13 protein-coding genes and 5 tRNA genes are annotated in these 15,419 nt (G+C 68.8%); 3 read left to right on the top strand and 15 right to left on the bottom strand.

The window, feature by feature from the left end:
- Positions 1 to 5: 5 nt before the first annotated feature.
- The 15 genes from AB7878_RS13125 to AB7878_RS13055 form a co-directional block, all read right to left on the bottom strand.
- Positions 6 to 81 (bottom strand) — tRNA-Trp (locus AB7878_RS13125).
- Positions 82 to 169: 88 nt separating this feature from the next.
- The gene (tuf, locus tag AB7878_RS13120; protein WP_077481275.1) at positions 170 to 1,360 is read right to left on the bottom strand and encodes an elongation factor Tu; all 1,191 of its coding nucleotides are present in this window, start codon (positions 1,358 to 1,360) and stop codon (positions 170 to 172) included.
- A 61-nt stretch (positions 1,361 to 1,421) separates the two neighbouring features.
- A tRNA-Thr gene (locus AB7878_RS13115) sits at positions 1,422 to 1,497 on the bottom strand.
- A gap of 23 nt (positions 1,498 to 1,520) precedes the next feature.
- A tRNA-Gly gene (locus AB7878_RS13110) sits at positions 1,521 to 1,594 on the bottom strand.
- 76 nt (positions 1,595 to 1,670) lie between these two features.
- Positions 1,671 to 1,756: transfer RNA gene (locus AB7878_RS13105), tRNA-Tyr, on the bottom strand.
- A gap of 82 nt (positions 1,757 to 1,838) precedes the next feature.
- Positions 1,839 to 2,339, bottom strand: coding sequence for an acyl-CoA thioesterase (locus AB7878_RS13100; RefSeq protein WP_369494795.1), 501 nt, complete (start codon positions 2,337 to 2,339; stop codon positions 1,839 to 1,841).
- A gap of 34 nt (positions 2,340 to 2,373) precedes the next feature.
- The gene (locus tag AB7878_RS13095; RefSeq protein ID WP_369494794.1) at positions 2,374 to 2,871 is read right to left on the bottom strand and encodes a GNAT family N-acetyltransferase; all 498 of its coding nucleotides are present in this window, start codon (positions 2,869 to 2,871) and stop codon (positions 2,374 to 2,376) included.
- Positions 2,872 to 2,952: 81 nt separating this feature from the next.
- A complete protein-coding gene (gene ychF / locus AB7878_RS13090; protein WP_077481269.1) occupies positions 2,953 to 4,044 on the bottom strand; it encodes a redox-regulated ATPase YchF in 1,092 nt (363 codons plus the stop codon).
- Positions 4,045 to 4,165: 121 nt separating this feature from the next.
- A complete protein-coding gene (gene pth, locus AB7878_RS13085) occupies positions 4,166 to 4,750 on the bottom strand; it encodes an aminoacyl-tRNA hydrolase (RefSeq protein ID WP_369494793.1) in 585 nt (194 codons plus the stop codon).
- Between the two features lie 52 nt (positions 4,751 to 4,802).
- Positions 4,803 to 5,474, bottom strand: coding sequence for a 50S ribosomal protein L25/general stress protein Ctc (locus AB7878_RS13080; protein WP_369494792.1), 672 nt, complete (start codon positions 5,472 to 5,474; stop codon positions 4,803 to 4,805).
- A gap of 105 nt (positions 5,475 to 5,579) precedes the next feature.
- Positions 5,580 to 6,518: a ribose-phosphate diphosphokinase gene (locus AB7878_RS13075; protein ID WP_439653827.1), complete on the bottom strand. Its 939-nt coding sequence runs from the start codon at positions 6,516 to 6,518 to the stop codon at positions 5,580 to 5,582.
- Positions 6,519 to 6,575: 57 nt separating this feature from the next.
- Positions 6,576 to 6,652: transfer RNA gene (locus AB7878_RS13070), tRNA-Gln, on the bottom strand.
- 182 nt (positions 6,653 to 6,834) lie between these two features.
- The gene (ispE, locus tag AB7878_RS13065; protein ID WP_369494791.1) at positions 6,835 to 8,223 is read right to left on the bottom strand and encodes a 4-(cytidine 5'-diphospho)-2-C-methyl-D-erythritol kinase; all 1,389 of its coding nucleotides are present in this window, start codon (positions 8,221 to 8,223) and stop codon (positions 6,835 to 6,837) included.
- A gap of 44 nt (positions 8,224 to 8,267) precedes the next feature.
- On the bottom strand, positions 8,268 to 8,873 hold the full coding sequence (lolB, locus tag AB7878_RS13060) for a lipoprotein insertase outer membrane protein LolB (RefSeq protein WP_369494790.1): 606 nt from the start codon (positions 8,871 to 8,873) through the stop codon (positions 8,268 to 8,270).
- Positions 8,870 to 10,585, bottom strand: coding sequence for a tetratricopeptide repeat protein (locus AB7878_RS13055; RefSeq protein ID WP_369494789.1), 1,716 nt, complete (start codon positions 10,583 to 10,585; stop codon positions 8,870 to 8,872). The genes lolB and AB7878_RS13055 overlap by 4 nt, the downstream gene beginning before the upstream one ends.
- A gap of 149 nt (positions 10,586 to 10,734) precedes the next feature.
- Here AB7878_RS13055 and hemA point away from each other — a divergent pair, with 149 nt between their 5' ends.
- The 3 genes from hemA (at position 10,735) to AB7878_RS13040 (ending at position 15,369) form a co-directional block, all read left to right on the top strand.
- A complete protein-coding gene (gene hemA / locus AB7878_RS13050) occupies positions 10,735 to 12,003 on the top strand; it encodes a glutamyl-tRNA reductase (RefSeq protein WP_369494788.1) in 1,269 nt (422 codons plus the stop codon).
- Positions 12,004 to 12,096: 93 nt separating this feature from the next.
- Positions 12,097 to 13,170 (top strand): peptide chain release factor 1, encoded by a 1,074-nt coding sequence (prfA, locus tag AB7878_RS13045; protein ID WP_369494787.1) that lies wholly within the window; start codon positions 12,097 to 12,099, stop codon positions 13,168 to 13,170.
- 96 nt (positions 13,171 to 13,266) lie between these two features.
- Positions 13,267 to 15,369, top strand: coding sequence for an O-linked N-acetylglucosamine transferase, SPINDLY family protein (locus tag AB7878_RS13040; protein ID WP_369494786.1), 2,103 nt, complete (start codon positions 13,267 to 13,269; stop codon positions 15,367 to 15,369).
- Positions 15,370 to 15,419 lie beyond the last annotated feature (50 nt).

Genomic DNA, 15,419 nt, shown 5'->3' with positions numbered 1-15,419 from the left:
GAAGATGGCACGCCAGGAGGGACTCGAACCCCCAACCTGCGGTTTTGGAGACCGCTGCTCTGCCAATTGAGCTACTGGCGTATCTGAAACGGGAAACGGGATCCGGCCCCCAGGACCCGAAAGCGCGTTGTCACGCTTCCGAATCCCGTCACCCGGATCCCGCAGGGTATTACTTGATGACCTTGGCCACCACACCGGCGCCGACAGTGCGGCCGCCTTCGCGGATCGCGAAGCGCAGGCCTTCGTCCATCGCGATCGGGTGGATCAGACTCACCACCATCTTCACGTTGTCGCCCGGCATCACCATCTCCACGCCGTCCGGCAGTTGGCAGGCGCCCGTCACGTCGGTGGTGCGGAAGTAGAACTGCGGGCGGTAGCCCTTGAAGAACGGCGTATGACGGCCGCCTTCGTCCTTCGACAGCACGTACACCTCGGCCTCGAAGTCCGTGTGCGGGGTGATCGTGCCCGGCTTCGCCAGCACCTGGCCACGCTCCACGTCGTCACGCTTCAGGCCGCGCAGCAGCAGACCCGCGTTGTCGCCCGCCTGGCCCTGGTCCAGCAGCTTGCGGAACATTTCCACGCCGGTCACGGTGGTCTTCTGGGTCGGACGGATGCCGACCACTTCGATTTCGTCACCGACCTTGATCACGCCGCGCTCGATACGGCCGGTCACCACGGTGCCGCGGCCCGAGATCGAGAACACGTCTTCCACCGGCATCAGGAACGGCTTGTCGATCGCACGCACCGGCTCCGGGATGTAGCTGTCCAGCGCATCCACCAGCTGGATGATCGCCGGCACGCCGATCTCGCTCTGGTCGCCTTCCAGCGCCTTCAGCGCCGAACCCTTGATGATCGGGGTGTCGTCGCCCGGGAAGTCGTACTTCGACAGCAGCTCGCGCACTTCCATCTCGACGAGCTCCAGCAGCTCGGCGTCGTCCACCATGTCGGCCTTGTTCAGGAACACCACGATGTACGGCACGCCCACCTGGCGCGACAGCAGGATGTGCTCGCGCGTCTGCGGCATCGGGCCATCCGCGGCCGAGCACACCAGGATCGCACCGTCCATCTGCGCCGCACCCGTGATCATGTTCTTCACATAGTCGGCGTGGCCCGGGCAGTCCACGTGCGCGTAATGGCGCACCGGCGACTCGTATTCCACGTGCGCCGTCGAGATCGTGATGCCGCGCGCCTTCTCTTCCGGCGCCGCGTCGATCGCGTCGTAGGCCTTGAATTCGCCGCCAAAACGTTCCGCACCAACCTTCGTCAGCGCCGCCGTCAGCGTCGTCTTGCCGTGGTCCACGTGACCGATCGTGCCCACGTTCACGTGGGGCTTGGTGCGCTCGAACTTGCCCTTTGCCATGACCAGAATCCCGGTGGAGTCAATGAGAGGAAAACCGCCCGGAACGGGCGAGCAACAATGATGGTGCTCATGACAGGAATCGAACCTGTGACCTCTTCCTTACCAAGGAAGTGCTCTACCGACTGAGCTACATGAGCAAAATTTCAAACGACGGGATCAATGGAGCGGGAGACGGGAATCGAACCCGCACCATCAGCTTGGAAGGCTGAGGTTCTACCATTGAACTACTCCCGCCCTGCGCGGAGCCCGTTGCCGGATCGGCCAGGCCGACTCGACGAACCAGCCCAATCGCAATCTTTCGCGAGTCGACTGGTGGAGGGAGGTGGATTCGAACCACCGAAGGCGTAAGCCAGCAGATTTACAGTCTGCCCCCGTTGGCCGCTTGGGTATCCCTCCAACAAAGAACGCGTATTGTGTGGATCGACCCGTCGACTGTCAACACCCTTCGGCGCGCGCAAGCGCGATTCGCAACGGGTTTTCAGCCCTGATCGCGACGGTTTTCGCCGCCCCGCGCATCCACCAGTTGCCCCATCTCGCGCGACAGCTCCTGCAACCGCCGCGCATGCGCCTGCAGCTGGCGTTCGGCGTCGTCGCGCGGCTCCCAGCGCGGCACCGGGGTGGGCTTGCCGTCCGGCGCGTCCAGCGCCACGAACACCATCACGCAGCTGGTCGCCAGGCGCCGCTCGTCCTTGCGCAAGTCGCTGGCCAGCACGTCCACCGCCATGTGCATGCTGCTGCTGCCGGTGTGGATCAGCCGCGCACGCACCGTGACCAGGTCGCCGATCAGGATCGGCGCCACGAACTGGATGCCGCTGACCGAGGCGGTGACGCAGTACGCCCCGCTCCACGCCACCGCGCAGGCGTAGCCGGCCTGGTCGATCCACTTCATCGCCATGCCGCCGTGCACCTTGCCGCCGAAATTGACGTCGGTGGGCTGGGCGAGGAAGCGGAACGTGACTTCGTGCTGCTGGCCTGGCATGCGCGCCTCGGTTGCTGAAACTGGGGAAGCAGCATTATGCCCGCTGGCATCGGGCTGGCGCGCATTCCAGCAACATCGGCGTGGTGAGCACGCCGTTCGGCGAAAACCGCTCCGGCCCGGTGGCCACGAAACCCAGCCGGCGATAGGCCGGCACCGCGCAGCGCGAGGCGTTGAGCGTGAAGCGACGCGTGCCGGCGCGACGCACCGCGTCGGCCATCGCGCGTTGCCACAGGCGCCGCGCGATGCCGCGCCCGTGGTGGCGGGTGCCGACGAAGAGCTGGGTGAGATGGCTGTCATCACGCATGGCCACCACGCCCACCAAGGTGCCACCGAGCCAGGCGAGATGGAAACGATGGCCTTCGGCCATGCGTTGTCGCTGGTCCGCCGTCCCCTGCCGCGAAAGCAGCGCCAGGCCCGCCTCGCGCGGCTGGTCGGGCACGATCCAGCGCCGCGTCACGCGGCGCACCAGCACACTCACCGCGCGGGCGTCTTCGGGACGTCCCAACCGAATCCGCAGCAGCATTTCCGCCATGCGCCACTCCGCATTGCCGAGTGGCGCGCATCCTCGCATGGATCTCGCGGCAACGCAGCGTGCCGCCCGTGCAAGATCGACTCAGACGTTGAACAGGAAGTGCAGCACGTCGCCGTCCTTGACCACGTAGTCCTTGCCTTCCTTGCGCAGGCGGCCGGCCTGCGCCGCGCCTTGCTCACCCTTGTACTGGATGAAATCGTCGTAGCCCACCGTCTCGGCACGGATGAAGCCGCGCTCGAAGTCGGTGTGGATCACGCCTGCGGCCTGCGGCGCGGTAAAACCGCGCTTGATCGTCCAGGCACGCACTTCCTTCACGCCGGCAGTGAAGTAGGTCTGCAGGTCGAGCAGCTTGTAGCCGGCACGGATCACGCGGTTGAGGCCGGGCTCGTCCAGGCCCAGGTCCTTGAGGAACTCGTCGCGGTCGGCGTCGTCGAGCTGGGCCAGCTCCTCCTCGATGGCGGCGCACACCGGCACCACCTCGGCACCCTCTTCGGCGGCACGGGCACGCACGGCATCGAGGTGCGGATTGTTCTCGAAGCCGTCTTCCAGCACGTTCGCGATGTACATCAGCGGCTTCAGGGTGAGCAGGAACAGGTCGCGCACCAGCGCCTTTTCCTCCTCGTCCAGCTTCGCGCTGCGCGCGGACCGGCCCTCGTTGAGCGTGGCGGCGAGCTTCTGCAGCACCGGTTTCTTCGCCAGCGCTTCCTTGTCGTTCGCCTTGGCGGCGCGCTCGGCGCGGTTCAGCGCTTTCTCCACCGACTCCAGGTCGGCCAGCGCCAGCTCGGTGTCGATGGTTTCGATGTCGGCGATGGGATCGACCTTGCCGGCCACGTGCACGATGTCGCCGTGCTCGAAGCAGCGCACCACGTGGGCGATCGCATCCACCTCGCGAATGTGCGCCAGGAACTTGTTGCCCAGACCCTCGCCCTTCGAGGCGCCGGCGACCAGGCCGGCGATGTCGACGAACTCCACCGCCGTCGGGATCACCTTCTGCGGGTTGACGATGGCCGCCAGCGCATTGAGCCGCGGGTCGGGCACCGGCACCACGCCGACATTGGGCTCAATGGTGCAGAACGGGAAGTTCGCCGCGGCGATGCCGGCCTTGGTGAGCGCGTTGAACAGGGTGGACTTGCCGACGTTGGGCAGGCCGACGATGCCGCATTTGATGCCCATGGGGTACTCCGGTATGTGCTGTTCAGGGCGTCATTCCCGCGAAAGCGGGAATCCATGGGACCGGTTGCCGGCCCAAAGCTAAGGTGGATTCCCGCTTTCGCGGGAATGACGTCATAAAAACCTACTTGTCATCGACGGTATGCAATTTCTGCATCGCCTTGTCGAACTGGCCGTCCACGGCCAGCGGCAGCACGTCCAGCGCGCGGGCGATGCCGTCGAGGATCGCGTCCTCGTCCGGCGCCGAGGGCCGGCCCAGCACCCACGAGGTGACCTGGTCCTTGTGGCCGGGGTGGCCGATGCCCAGGCGCAGACGGTGGAACTTGCCGTGGCCCAGATGGGCGACGATGTCGCGCAAGCCGTTCTGGCCGCCGTGGCCGCCGTCGAACTTCAGCCGCGTGGTGCCGGCGGGAAGGTCCAGGTCGTCATGGGCGACCAGACATTCCGCAGGCTCGATCTTGTAGTAGCGCAGCGCGGATGCCACCGCGATGCCGCTCTTGTTCATGAAAGTAGCGGGCTTGAGCAGCCACACGCTCTCGCCGCCGATGCGCAGCTTGCAGGTCTCGCCGTGCAGCTTGCCGTCGAAGCCCCAGCGCGCACCCTGCCCCGCCACGAGGGCGTCCACAAACCAGAACCCGGCGTTGTGCCGGGTTCGGAGGTATTCGGCACCGGGATTGCCCAGTCCGACGATGAGCCTGAGACCTGCCATGACGGCCAGCAAGCGTGCGGCCCGCACCCGTCGGGGCGCGGGCCGCAGCGGCTTACTTCTTGGCGTCCTTGGCCGGCGCGGCGGCTGCGGCCGGCGCAGCCTCGGTCGCGGCGGCGGCATCGGCCGGCGCTTCCTCGACCTCTTCCTTCATCGTGTTCGCGGTGACCACGGTCATGTCGTGGTCGGCGCCCAGGTGCAGCGCCACGCTCTCCACGCCCTTCGGCAGCTTCACCTGCGAGAGGTGCACGATGTCGCCGGGCTTGAGGCCGGCCAGGTCCAGCTCGATGAACTCGGGCAGATCCCGCGGCAGGCAGGAGACTTCCACTTCCGTCAGGTTGTGCGAGATCACCACGCCGGAGGTCTTGGCGGCGTCGGACTTCTCCTGGTTCAGGAAGTGCAGCGGCACGTTCACGCGCAGCTTGGCGTTCTCGTCGATGCGCAGGAAGTCCATGTGCATCATCTGCTGCTTGAACGGATGCTTCTGCCAGTCACGCACCAGCACCTTCTGCACCTTGCCGTCGACGTTCAGGTCGAGCACGGAGGAGAAGAACCACTCGTGCTTGGCGGCGAGCAGGATGGTGTTGTGCTCGATCTGGATGCTCTGCGCGGGCTGGCCCGCACCATAGACGACGGCCGGAACGAAGCTCGCGCGACGCAGGCGGCGGCTCGCACCCTTCCCCTCGTCCTTGCGGCTTTCGGCCTTGATTTCATGAGTCTGTGCCATTTCGGTACTACCTTGGTTTGGAGAACCGCCTCGCGGCGGCTGTTCGACTTTTCCGCGACCAGAAAAGCCGTTGGTTGTCGTGACGGTCTGACCGCCGCGACGGAATCAATCCACGTACAGCGAACTCACCGACTCGCCGAAGGCGATGCGGCGGATCGTCTCGGCCAGCAGCTCGGCCACCGAGAGCTGGCGGATCTTCGCGCAGGCCTGCGCCTCGGGACTCAACGGCAGCGTGTTGGTGACCACCAGCTGGTCGAGCTGGGAGTTCTCCAGGTTGCGCATCGCCGCGCCGGACAGCACCGGGTGCACGCAATAGGCCACCACCTTCTTCGCGCCGCGCTCCTTCAGCGCCGCGGCCGCGGCGCACAGCGTGCCGGCGGTGTCGACGATGTCGTCCACCATCACGCAGGTCTTGCCCGCCACGTCGCCGATGATGTTCATCACCGTGGCCACGTTCGCCTTCGGGCGACGCTTGTCGATGATTGCGAGGTCCGCGTCGTCCAGCCGCTTGGCCAGCGCGCGGGCGCGCACCACGCCGCCCACGTCCGGGCTCACCACGATCATGTCGTCCATGCTGAAGTGGCGCCAGATGTCGGCCAGCAGCACCGGCGAGGCGTAGACGTTGTCCACCGGGATGTCGAAGAAGCCCTGGATCTGCTCGGCATGCAGGTCCACCGTGAGCACGCGGTCGACGCCGGCGGTGCTGATCAGTTTCGCCACCAGCTTCGCGGTGATCGGCACGCGCGCCGAGCGCGGGCGACGGTCCTGCCGCGCATAGCCGAAGTACGGGATCACCGCGGTGACGCTGGCGGCGGAGGCGCGCTTCAGCGCGTCGGCCAACGCCAGCAGCTCGACCAGGTTCTTCGCGCTCGGCGCGCCAGTGGGCTGCAGCACGAACACGTCCTGGTTGCGGACGTTCTCCTCGATCTCGATCTGCACCTCGCCGTCGCTGAAGGTGCTGACCAGCGCCTTGCCCAGCGGCACGCCGAGGCGATGCGCGACGTCCTCCGCCAATGCGGGGTGCGCCTTGCCGGTAAACAGCATCATCGGGCTGGACCTGTCCACGCTTGCGTTCCTCGGTAACCTGCAACTGCTGCTGGATGGCTGGGGCGGCAGGATTCGAACCTGCGCATGCGGGAATCAAAATCCCGTGCCTTAACCAGCTTGGCGACGCCCCAGTATTGATTTCGTTGTCGGTCGCTTGCGTGACCGGCAACTTGCAAGCCTCCCTGGCTCGCCTGACAGCACTTCCGTTCGCAGCGGCAAAAATGCAGACCGCCGTTATCGATCCCGGAGAGCCGCCATCCCATGGCGGTCTCCGCACGAGCCATCCATGGCTCGCCGGGGGTTCCTCCGACGCTCAGGGTCGGTGCGGGCCGCCTTCGTGGCGGCCCAGGGCTTCAAGCAAGGGCGAAACCGCGACGCCAGTGGCCACGTGGGCCGTGAACTCCGGCGGGCAGCGAGCCGCGATGGCCTGTGCCTGTTCCAGCGTGCGCAGCTCCAGGAACACGCAGCCGCCGCTGCCGGAAAGCCTTGCCGCCCCGTGGCGGCCCAGCCAGTCCAGCGCCGCCGCCACGCCGGGATGGCGCTCGCGCACCACCGGTGTGAAGGCATTTTCCGTCGTTTCGCCCGAAACAAAGGATGAAATTGTCGCCGGGGGCGCATTTCGTGTCAATTCAGGCGCTTGAAACAGCGCCGCGGTAGGCACGTGGGCGTGCGGATCGAGCACCACGTAGTGCCGCCGCGGCAGCGCCAGCGGGGTGAGCCGCTCGCCCACGCCCTCGGCCCAGGCCGAGCGGCCGCGCACGAACACCGGCACGTCGGCGCCCAGTTGCCGACCCAGCTCGGCCAACGTGTCTTCATCCAAGCCGCAGCGCCACAGCTGGTTCAGCGCCACCAGCACGGTGGCCGCGTCCGAGCTGCCGCCACCGAGGCCGCCACCCATCGGGATACGCTTGTCCAACTCGATCTCGGCACCGAGCGCGCTGCCCGCGTGCTCCTGCAACAACCGTGCGGCGCGCACCATCAGATCGCTTTCGGCCGGCACGCCGGGGACGTCGGTGAGGCGGCGGATCGCCCCGTCCGCGCGCACGCGCAGGCGCAGTTCGTCGCCCCAGTCCAGCAGGCGGAACACGGTCTGCAGCTCGTGGTAACCGTCGTCGCGGCGGCCGGTGATGCGCAGGAACAGGTTGAGCTTGGCCGGCGCCGGCCAGCGCGTCCAACCGGCAGGCGATGACTGCAGGCGGCGCCGCATGAAGACCCGCAGATGCGTCGGGAACCCGCGCTCACGATCGCTCTCGGCGTGCTCCACCAGCGCCGGCGTGTAGTCGCGCGGCGCGATCGGCTCGAAACCGTGGCGAGCATAGAACGGCGCGTTCCACGGCACGTCGGACAACGTGCCCAGCACCACGGACGGATAGCCCGACTCGGCCGCCCACATGCAGGCGTGCTCCAGCAACGCCGCACCGATGCCGCGCCGGCCGTGGCTGGGCAGCACGTCGATCTCGGCAATGCCGACCTCGCCGTCCTCGATTGCCACGCCCACGAAGCCCACGGCGCAACCATCCTCGTCCAGCGCCACCCACACGCGGCCCGCGCCGATCGCTTCAGCCAGCGCCTGCGCATCCATGGTCGCGGCGGCATACGACGGCCACGCGGGATGGCCACGGAACAGCTCCTGCGCCGCGCGCTCGATGTCGCACAGCGTGTCGGCCTGGTCGAGGCGGGCGGGAACGATGCTGAAGCTCATGCGCGGAAACCGCAGCGGCCGTCGCGAGGAATCGGCCGCGCAGTCTAGCGGATCGTCCAGTTCTCCACCGACAGGCGCACCTTGTACGGCGGCCGCGCGGCGAAGATCGTGGTGGGCAGCGCGGGCTGGCGCGCGGTGTCCCAGGCGCGGTAATCCACCGTCCAGCCGTCCTGGGTGAGCAGCGAAGGCAGCTGGTTGTCGCCGAACGCCAGCTCGGCCGGGCCGCTGTCCGCGCGCAGTCCCAGCACCCAGGCGCGCAGGTCGTGCAGCGGCACTTCCCAGCCCAACGCTCGGCGCATCAAGGCCTCGGCATCGGTGCCCCGCAGCGGGCCGCCGTCCAGCCCTTCGAGCAGGGCGCCATCGGGGCCGCCGCTGAGCTCGAAGCTGCGGCCGGTGATCGGCGTGCGGAACACGAAGCGGTAGCTGTCGCCGTCCTGGGTCCAGGTGAAACCGCCGCTGCCGCCGGTGTGGCCGTCGGAGACGCCCAACCGCCCTTCCAGCGTCCAGTGATCGGTGTGCGCCAGCACGTGTTCGCGCGCGGCCTGCGCATTCAGCAGGGCGGCATCGCCCTTGATGCGCACGAGCTGCGGCGCGCAGGCGGCGAGCAGCAGCGGCAGCGCCGCCGCGAGGAGTCGGTGACGGAACCTCATGGATGGAGCCGCTTCAGCACGCTTTGCAGGCTGGCGTTGTGCGGATCGATCTTGCGCACCTCGTCGAACACGTGCCGCGCGTCCGCGTGGTTGCCTTGCGCCCACAGCGCCTCGCCCAGATGCACGCCGACATCGGCATCCTTGCCCGCCTGCCACGCGCCGCGCAGCGACTGCACCGCCTGGTCGAGATGGCCGAGCCGGTACTGCAGCCAGCCCCAGGAATCGGCGATCGCCGGATCGTTCGGCCGCGCCGCGCGCGCTTTCGCGATCAGCTGCTCCGCCTCGGGCAGGTCGCGGTTCGCGTCGACCAGGGTGTAGCCCAGCGCGTTGCTGGCGTCGATGTCGTCGGGCTTGAGCTTGAGCAGGCTGCGGAAATCCTGCACCGCGAGATCGGTCTGGCCGACCTCGGCGTAGGCCAAGCCGCGGCCGTACAGCAGGCCCGGGTCGTTCGGCACCACCTGCAGCGCGCGGGTGAACGCGTTGATCGCCTGCACGTAGTGCTGTTCGCGCATGTAGAGCTCGGCGTCGAGCTGCCAGGCCTGGCGCAGCTGGGCCGGCTGGTCGAGGTAGTCCAGCTGCATTTGGCCCAGCAGCTCGTGCGCCGCGGCGCTCTTGCCCTGTGCCTGCAGCAGCACGGCGCTGCGCAGGTCGGCGTCGAAGGCATGCGGATCGTCGTCGCCGACCTGGCCGTACCAGGCCAGCGCCTCGGTCTCGTGGTGCTGCATCTCGGCCAGCTGCCCGAGCAGGAAGGCGTTCTGCTCGCGCACGTCCGGCGCGGCCTGCTGCAGTTGACGATACAGCGCCGCCAGCGCCTTGGTGTCGTTGCTGCGCGCGGCCAGTGCGGCGCGCAGTTGGTAGGTGTTGGCGTCCTGCGGGCCGTGGTCGAGCAGCTTCGCGGCTCCCGCGTAGTCGCCGGACTCGCTGAGCATGCTGGCGTAGACCAGGCGCAGGTGCACGTTGTCGGGCGCCTTGGCGATCGCCTGCTGCAGCAGCGCGCGCGCGCCCTTGGCGTCGCCGTTGCGCGCCTTCATTTGCGCCGCCCAGGCATACACCTCGGCGTTGTTGCGGAAGCGCGCCAGCGCGGCGTCCGCGATGCGCTGCGCGTAGGCATGGCGGCCCAGCTTGTCGCCCAGTTCGCTCATCGCCAGCCAAGCCTGCGGGTCGGCAGGCAGGCGCTGCGGCGTGGCCAGCGCTTCCAGCAGCTGCCCGGCCTGGGCCTGGTCGCGCGCACCCAGCAGCACCTGGCCGAATTCGCGCCAGGCGTTCTTGTCGTGGCTGCCGACGAGGATCTCCAGCTGGCGCCGCGCCTCGGCGGTGTCGCCGCGGTTCAGCGCGAGCTGGGCCCGCGCCTGCGCCATCGCCGCGGGCTTCGCGCCCAGCGCCTGCCAGCGGTCCAGCGCACGTGCGGCAGCCGCATCGTCGCGCGTCGCGATCGCCAGCATCGCGGCACGCTCGGCTACCGCGGGATCGTCGCCCAGCGCCATCGCCTTGCCGTAATGGACGGCGGCAGTCTTCAGATCACTGTGGCCCAGCGCCATTTCGCCGGCCAGCAACTGCGCGAGCAGGTCGTGATCCTCGTCCGGCGTCACCACCGTCATCCGCGCCAGCGGCTGGGCCGCGGCCGCCGCCGATTTGGCGGCCGGTTTCAGCGGCGCCTGGGCGCAGCCGACCAGCCCGAGCATCAGCGTCGCGGCTGCCGTAAAATGCCGCATCTGCTTGAATCCGCAACGCCTGCTTCGCACACTGACCACCGTCTGTCCGTCCGTCTGCCCAACACGCCACGACCGTGTCCGTATCCACGGCGCCTCGACGACAAGCTTAGCCTACGCCGCCAGACCCACGCCGGAAGATTCGCCACACCATGCCGCTGATCGCCCTCGGGCTCAACCACCTCACCGCGCCGGTCACCCTGCGCGAACAGGTGGCGTTCGACCCCGAAGCCACCGCCGCCGCCCTGCACGAACTGCAGCAGGAACCCGGCGTGGAGGAGGCGATGATCCTGTCCACCTGCAACCGCACCGAGCTGTACGTGGGCGTGGCCGCCGGCGCCGAGCAACTGCCGCTGGCGTGGCTGAGCCGCCACCACCGTCTGACTCCCGGCAAGCTGGACGAGTTCCTGTACCGCCACGACGAGCAGGACGCGGCGCGCCACCTGTTCCGCGTCGCCACCGGGCTGGATTCGATGGTGCTGGGCGAACCGCAGATCCTCGGCCAGGTGAAGGACGCCTACCAGCTCGCGCGCGACGCGCACACGCTGAAGGCGCCGCTGGACCGCCTGCTGCAGCACACCTTCGCCGTGGCCAAGCGGGTGCGCACGGAAACCCGCATCGGCGCGCACACCGTGTCGGTGGCGTTCACCGCGGTGCGCCTCGCCGAGCAGGTGTTCGCCGACCTGCGCGAGGCCTGCGTGCTGCTGATCGGCGCCGGCGACACCATCGAGCTGGCCGCGCGCCACCTCGCCGACAAGCAGGCGCGCCGGCTGATCGTGGCGAACCGCACGCTGGAGACCGCGCAAGACCTCGCCGGCCGCTACGGCGGCTACGCGATCGCGCTGGCCGACCTGCCGCAGCACCTCGCCGAGGCCGACGTGGTGATCGCCTCCACCGCCGCGCGCCAGCCCGTCGTCACCCGTGCGATGGTCGAGCAGGCACTGGCCGCGCGCCGGCGCAAGCCGATGTTCATGGTGGACATCGCGGTGCCGCGCGACATCGAACCCGCGGTGGCCGGGTTGCCCGACGTGTACCTGTACGGCATCGACGACCTGCAGCAGGTGATCGACGACAACCGCCGCTCGCGCGTCGCCGCCGCCCGCGAGGCCGACGCCATCATCGACCTGCAGGTGGACCGCTACATGGCCTGGCGCCGCGCGCTCGGCCTGCGCAACCCCGCGCTGGACCTGCGCCAGCACGCCGAGGTCTATCGCGACGAGGTGCTGGAGAAGGCCCGCGCCATGCTCGCCCGCGGCAAGTCGCCCGACGAGGCGCTGGGCTTCCTCGCCCACACGCTCACGAACAAGCTGCTGCACCACCCCAGCGCGCGCCTGCGCGAAGCCGTGCTATCGGGCGACCTGGACCTGCTGCATGCGGCGGGGCGGTTGTACGACCTCGATCCGCAAGACCCTGACCTGTAGGAGCGCACCCTGTGCGCGAATGCCTTGCGCTTCGATCGAAGCCAGGAGCAATCGCGCACAGGGTGCGCTCCTACGCACGCAACCGACGACTCCATGACGCCATCCATCCGCCGCAAACTCGAAACCCTTGCCGAACGCCACGAGGAGGTCGGCCTGCTGCTGGCCCAGCCCGACGTGCTGGCCGATGGCACGCGCTTTCGCGAGCTGTCGCGCGAGTACGCCCAACTGGAACCGGTGGTGGCCGCGCTGCGCGAGCACGAAGGCGCCGTGCGCGAGCTGGCCGATGCGCGCGCGATGACCGATGACCCCGAACTCGCCGAGATGGCCGCCGACGACATCGCGCGGCTGGAAAGCCGCCTGACCGAACTCGACGGCGAGCTGCAGCTCCTGCTGCTGCCGAAGGACCCGCGCGACGAGGCGAACCTGTACCTCGAAGTGCGCGCCGGCACCGGCGGCGACGAGGCGGCGATCTTCGCGGGCGACCTGTTCCGCATGTACGTGCGCTATGCCGAACGCAGGCGCTGGCAGGTGGAAATCCTCAGCGAGCACGCGGGCGAGCACGGCGGCTACAAGGAGATCGTGGCGCGTGTCGAGGGCAAGGGCGCGTATTCGCGGCTGAAGTTCGAATCGGGCACGCACCGTGTGCAGCGCGTACCGGAAACCGAGTCGCAGGGGCGCATCCACACCTCGGCGGCGACCGTGGCGATCCTGCCCGAGCTGGACGAAATCGAATCCATCGCGATCAACCCCGCCGACCTCAAGGTCGACACCTTCCGCGCTTCGGGAGCGGGCGGCCAGCACGTCAACAAGACCGACTCGGCGATCCGCATCACGCATCTGCCCACGGGAACGGTGGTGGAGTGCCAGGACGAACGCAGCCAGCACAAGAACCGCGCCCGCGCGATGAGCCTGCTGCAGGCGCGCCTGCTGGACGAGGCGCAGGGCAAGCAGGCCGCGGCGCAGGCGCAGGAACGTCGCCTGCAGGTGGGTTCGGGCGATCGCAGCCAGCGCATCCGCACCTACAACTTCCCGCAGGGCCGCATCACCGACCACCGCGTCAACCTCACCCTGTACCGCCTGCCCGAGATCATGCAGGGCGACCTCGACGAGCTGATCGACACGCTCACCCGCGAGCACCAGGTCGACGAACTGAAGGCACTCGCCTGAGGATGCCCTGATTGACCCCGGCGCAGGCGGCACCGGCCTGTCTGCCCCCCATCCCCGGCGTTTGGCAACGCTGGCGAGCTCGGTTAGCGTGGCGCCATGGCCAGTACATCCTTTGCCGATGTCAACGCCGTACTGAACCGGCTGACGGTCCTGCTGCAGGACGGCGCCTTCGCCGACGCCGCGAATCTTGCCGCCGGCGCACGCCTGCAGTATCCCGTGGCGGCCGAGCTGGTCCGGTTGCACGGCACCGCTCTCCTGCAACTGGGGCGCATCAGGGAGGCGCAGATGGCGCTGGTCCGCGCGGCGGAACTGGCACCCGAAAGCGTCGAGACGCAATGCAGCCTGGCCGCCATTGCGCTGTCCGGGGGGCGCGCCGACGACGCCATCGAGCGCATGCGCGCCATGTTGCACCGCTCGCCGAACCATCCCGCGGCCCTGCAAATGCTCGGCAGCGCGCTGATGGCCGCCGCGCGACATGCGGAAGCCAGCGAGGCCTTCGCCCTGGCCTTGCAAGCCATGCCGCAGCATCCGGGCCTGTGCCTGGATCTCGCCGACGCCGAACTGCAACTCGGCCACGCCCGGCAAGCGGAAGCACGGGTGCGCGAAGCGCTGCAGCTCGCGCCCTCCTCCGATGCCGCCCACGCCCTGCTCGGGCAGGTGCTGCAGATGCAGGGCCGCTCCCGGGAAGCCCTCGACGCATGGTTGCAGGCCGAACGCCTGGCCCCGGGCAATGCGCAATATCCCTGCGAGGCGGGCCGGATACTGGAGCGGATGGGCGCGCTCGAAACCGCCGCCGGCGCCTATGACCGCGCGCTGCGCCTGGACCCGAATTACATCCCGGCGCTGGGCCGGCTGGTGTTCCTGCGGCGCCGGCTGTGCGACTGGCGCGAACTGGACGCGCTGGCCGAACGCCTGCGGCTGGCGGCGGCCTCGGGTCATGCCGTCCTCAACCCGTTCGCGCTGCTTGCCGAAGAGCTGGAGCCTGCCGTGCAACTGCGCGCCGCCAAGGCTTGCGCGGCCGCCATCGAGCAACGGATCGCACCGCTGCGCCGGCAGCTCGACTTCACGCACCCCCGGCCCGCGCTGGACATGCCGATACGCGTGGGCTTCGTCGCCGACGGCTTCAACGAACACGCCACCGGCCTGCTGGTGGTCGCGCTGATCGAAGCCTTGCCCGGCAGGCCGCTGGAGCTCCACCTGTTCGCCACGACGCCGGACGACGGCGGCACTACCCGTCGCCGGCTGGCCAGCGCCGCCCGCTTGCACGATGTCTCGGCGCTCGATCCGGTGCAGACGGCCCGGCGGATCCACGCGGCCGGCATCGAGATCCTGATCGACCTCAACGGCTATGGCGGCAATAACGGTGCGGACCTGATGGCGTTGTGCGCCGCGCCGGTACAGGTGAACTGGCTGGCCTGCCCCGGCACGTCGGGCGCGCCCTGGATGGATTACCTGCTGGCCGATGCCGTGATGCTGCCCGACAGCTTGCGTCCCCACGTCCGCGAAAAACTGCTGCGCCTGCCGCGCTGCTGCCAACCCAACGACGTCACCCGCATCGTGCGGCACCCGCCCGCGCGTGCGGAATGCGGCCTGCCCGCGCACGGCACCGTGTTCGCCTGCTTCAACGGCAGCCACAAGCTCAACGCGACTTCGTTCGGGCGGATGATGAAGATCCTGCAGCAGGTGCCGGGCAGCGTGCTGTGGCTGCGCTCCGGCCCGGAAGGCGCGGACGATCGCCTGCGCGGCGCGGCCATCGCCGCCGGCATCGCGCCGGAGCGGCTGGTCTTCCTGCCGCGCCTGCCGCACCTGGAATACTTGGCGCGCTACAACCATGTCGACCTGTTGCTGGACACGCTGCCATACAACGCAGGCACCACCGCTTCCGATGCACTGTGGGCAGGTTGTCCGCTGCTCACCTGCCGCGGCCACGGCTTCGCCGGCCGGGTCGCCGCCAGCCTGCTCCATCACCTGGACATGCCGGAACTCGTCTGCGAGAACGAAGCCGCCTTCGTCGCCACCGCCGTGCTGTACGGCAACGATCGCGACGCGCTCGACCTGCTGCGCCTGCGCCTCGCCATGCAGCGCGCGAACAATCCGCTGTTCGACATGCAGGGCTTCGCCAATGACTTCCGCCGCATGCTCAAGGCCATCAGCGCCAGGTATCGCAGCGGGCGACCGGCTGCGGATCTGGATCTGTAGCGAGTCAGGTGATGTGGAATCCATGCAACGGCTGATCGGGCAGCTACTGG

This window comes from Rhodanobacter humi, from assembly GCF_041107455.1.
Taxonomy (GTDB): Bacteria; Pseudomonadota; Gammaproteobacteria; order Xanthomonadales; family Rhodanobacteraceae; genus Rhodanobacter_A.
This window is presented reverse-complemented; position numbering and strand designations above follow the sequence as displayed.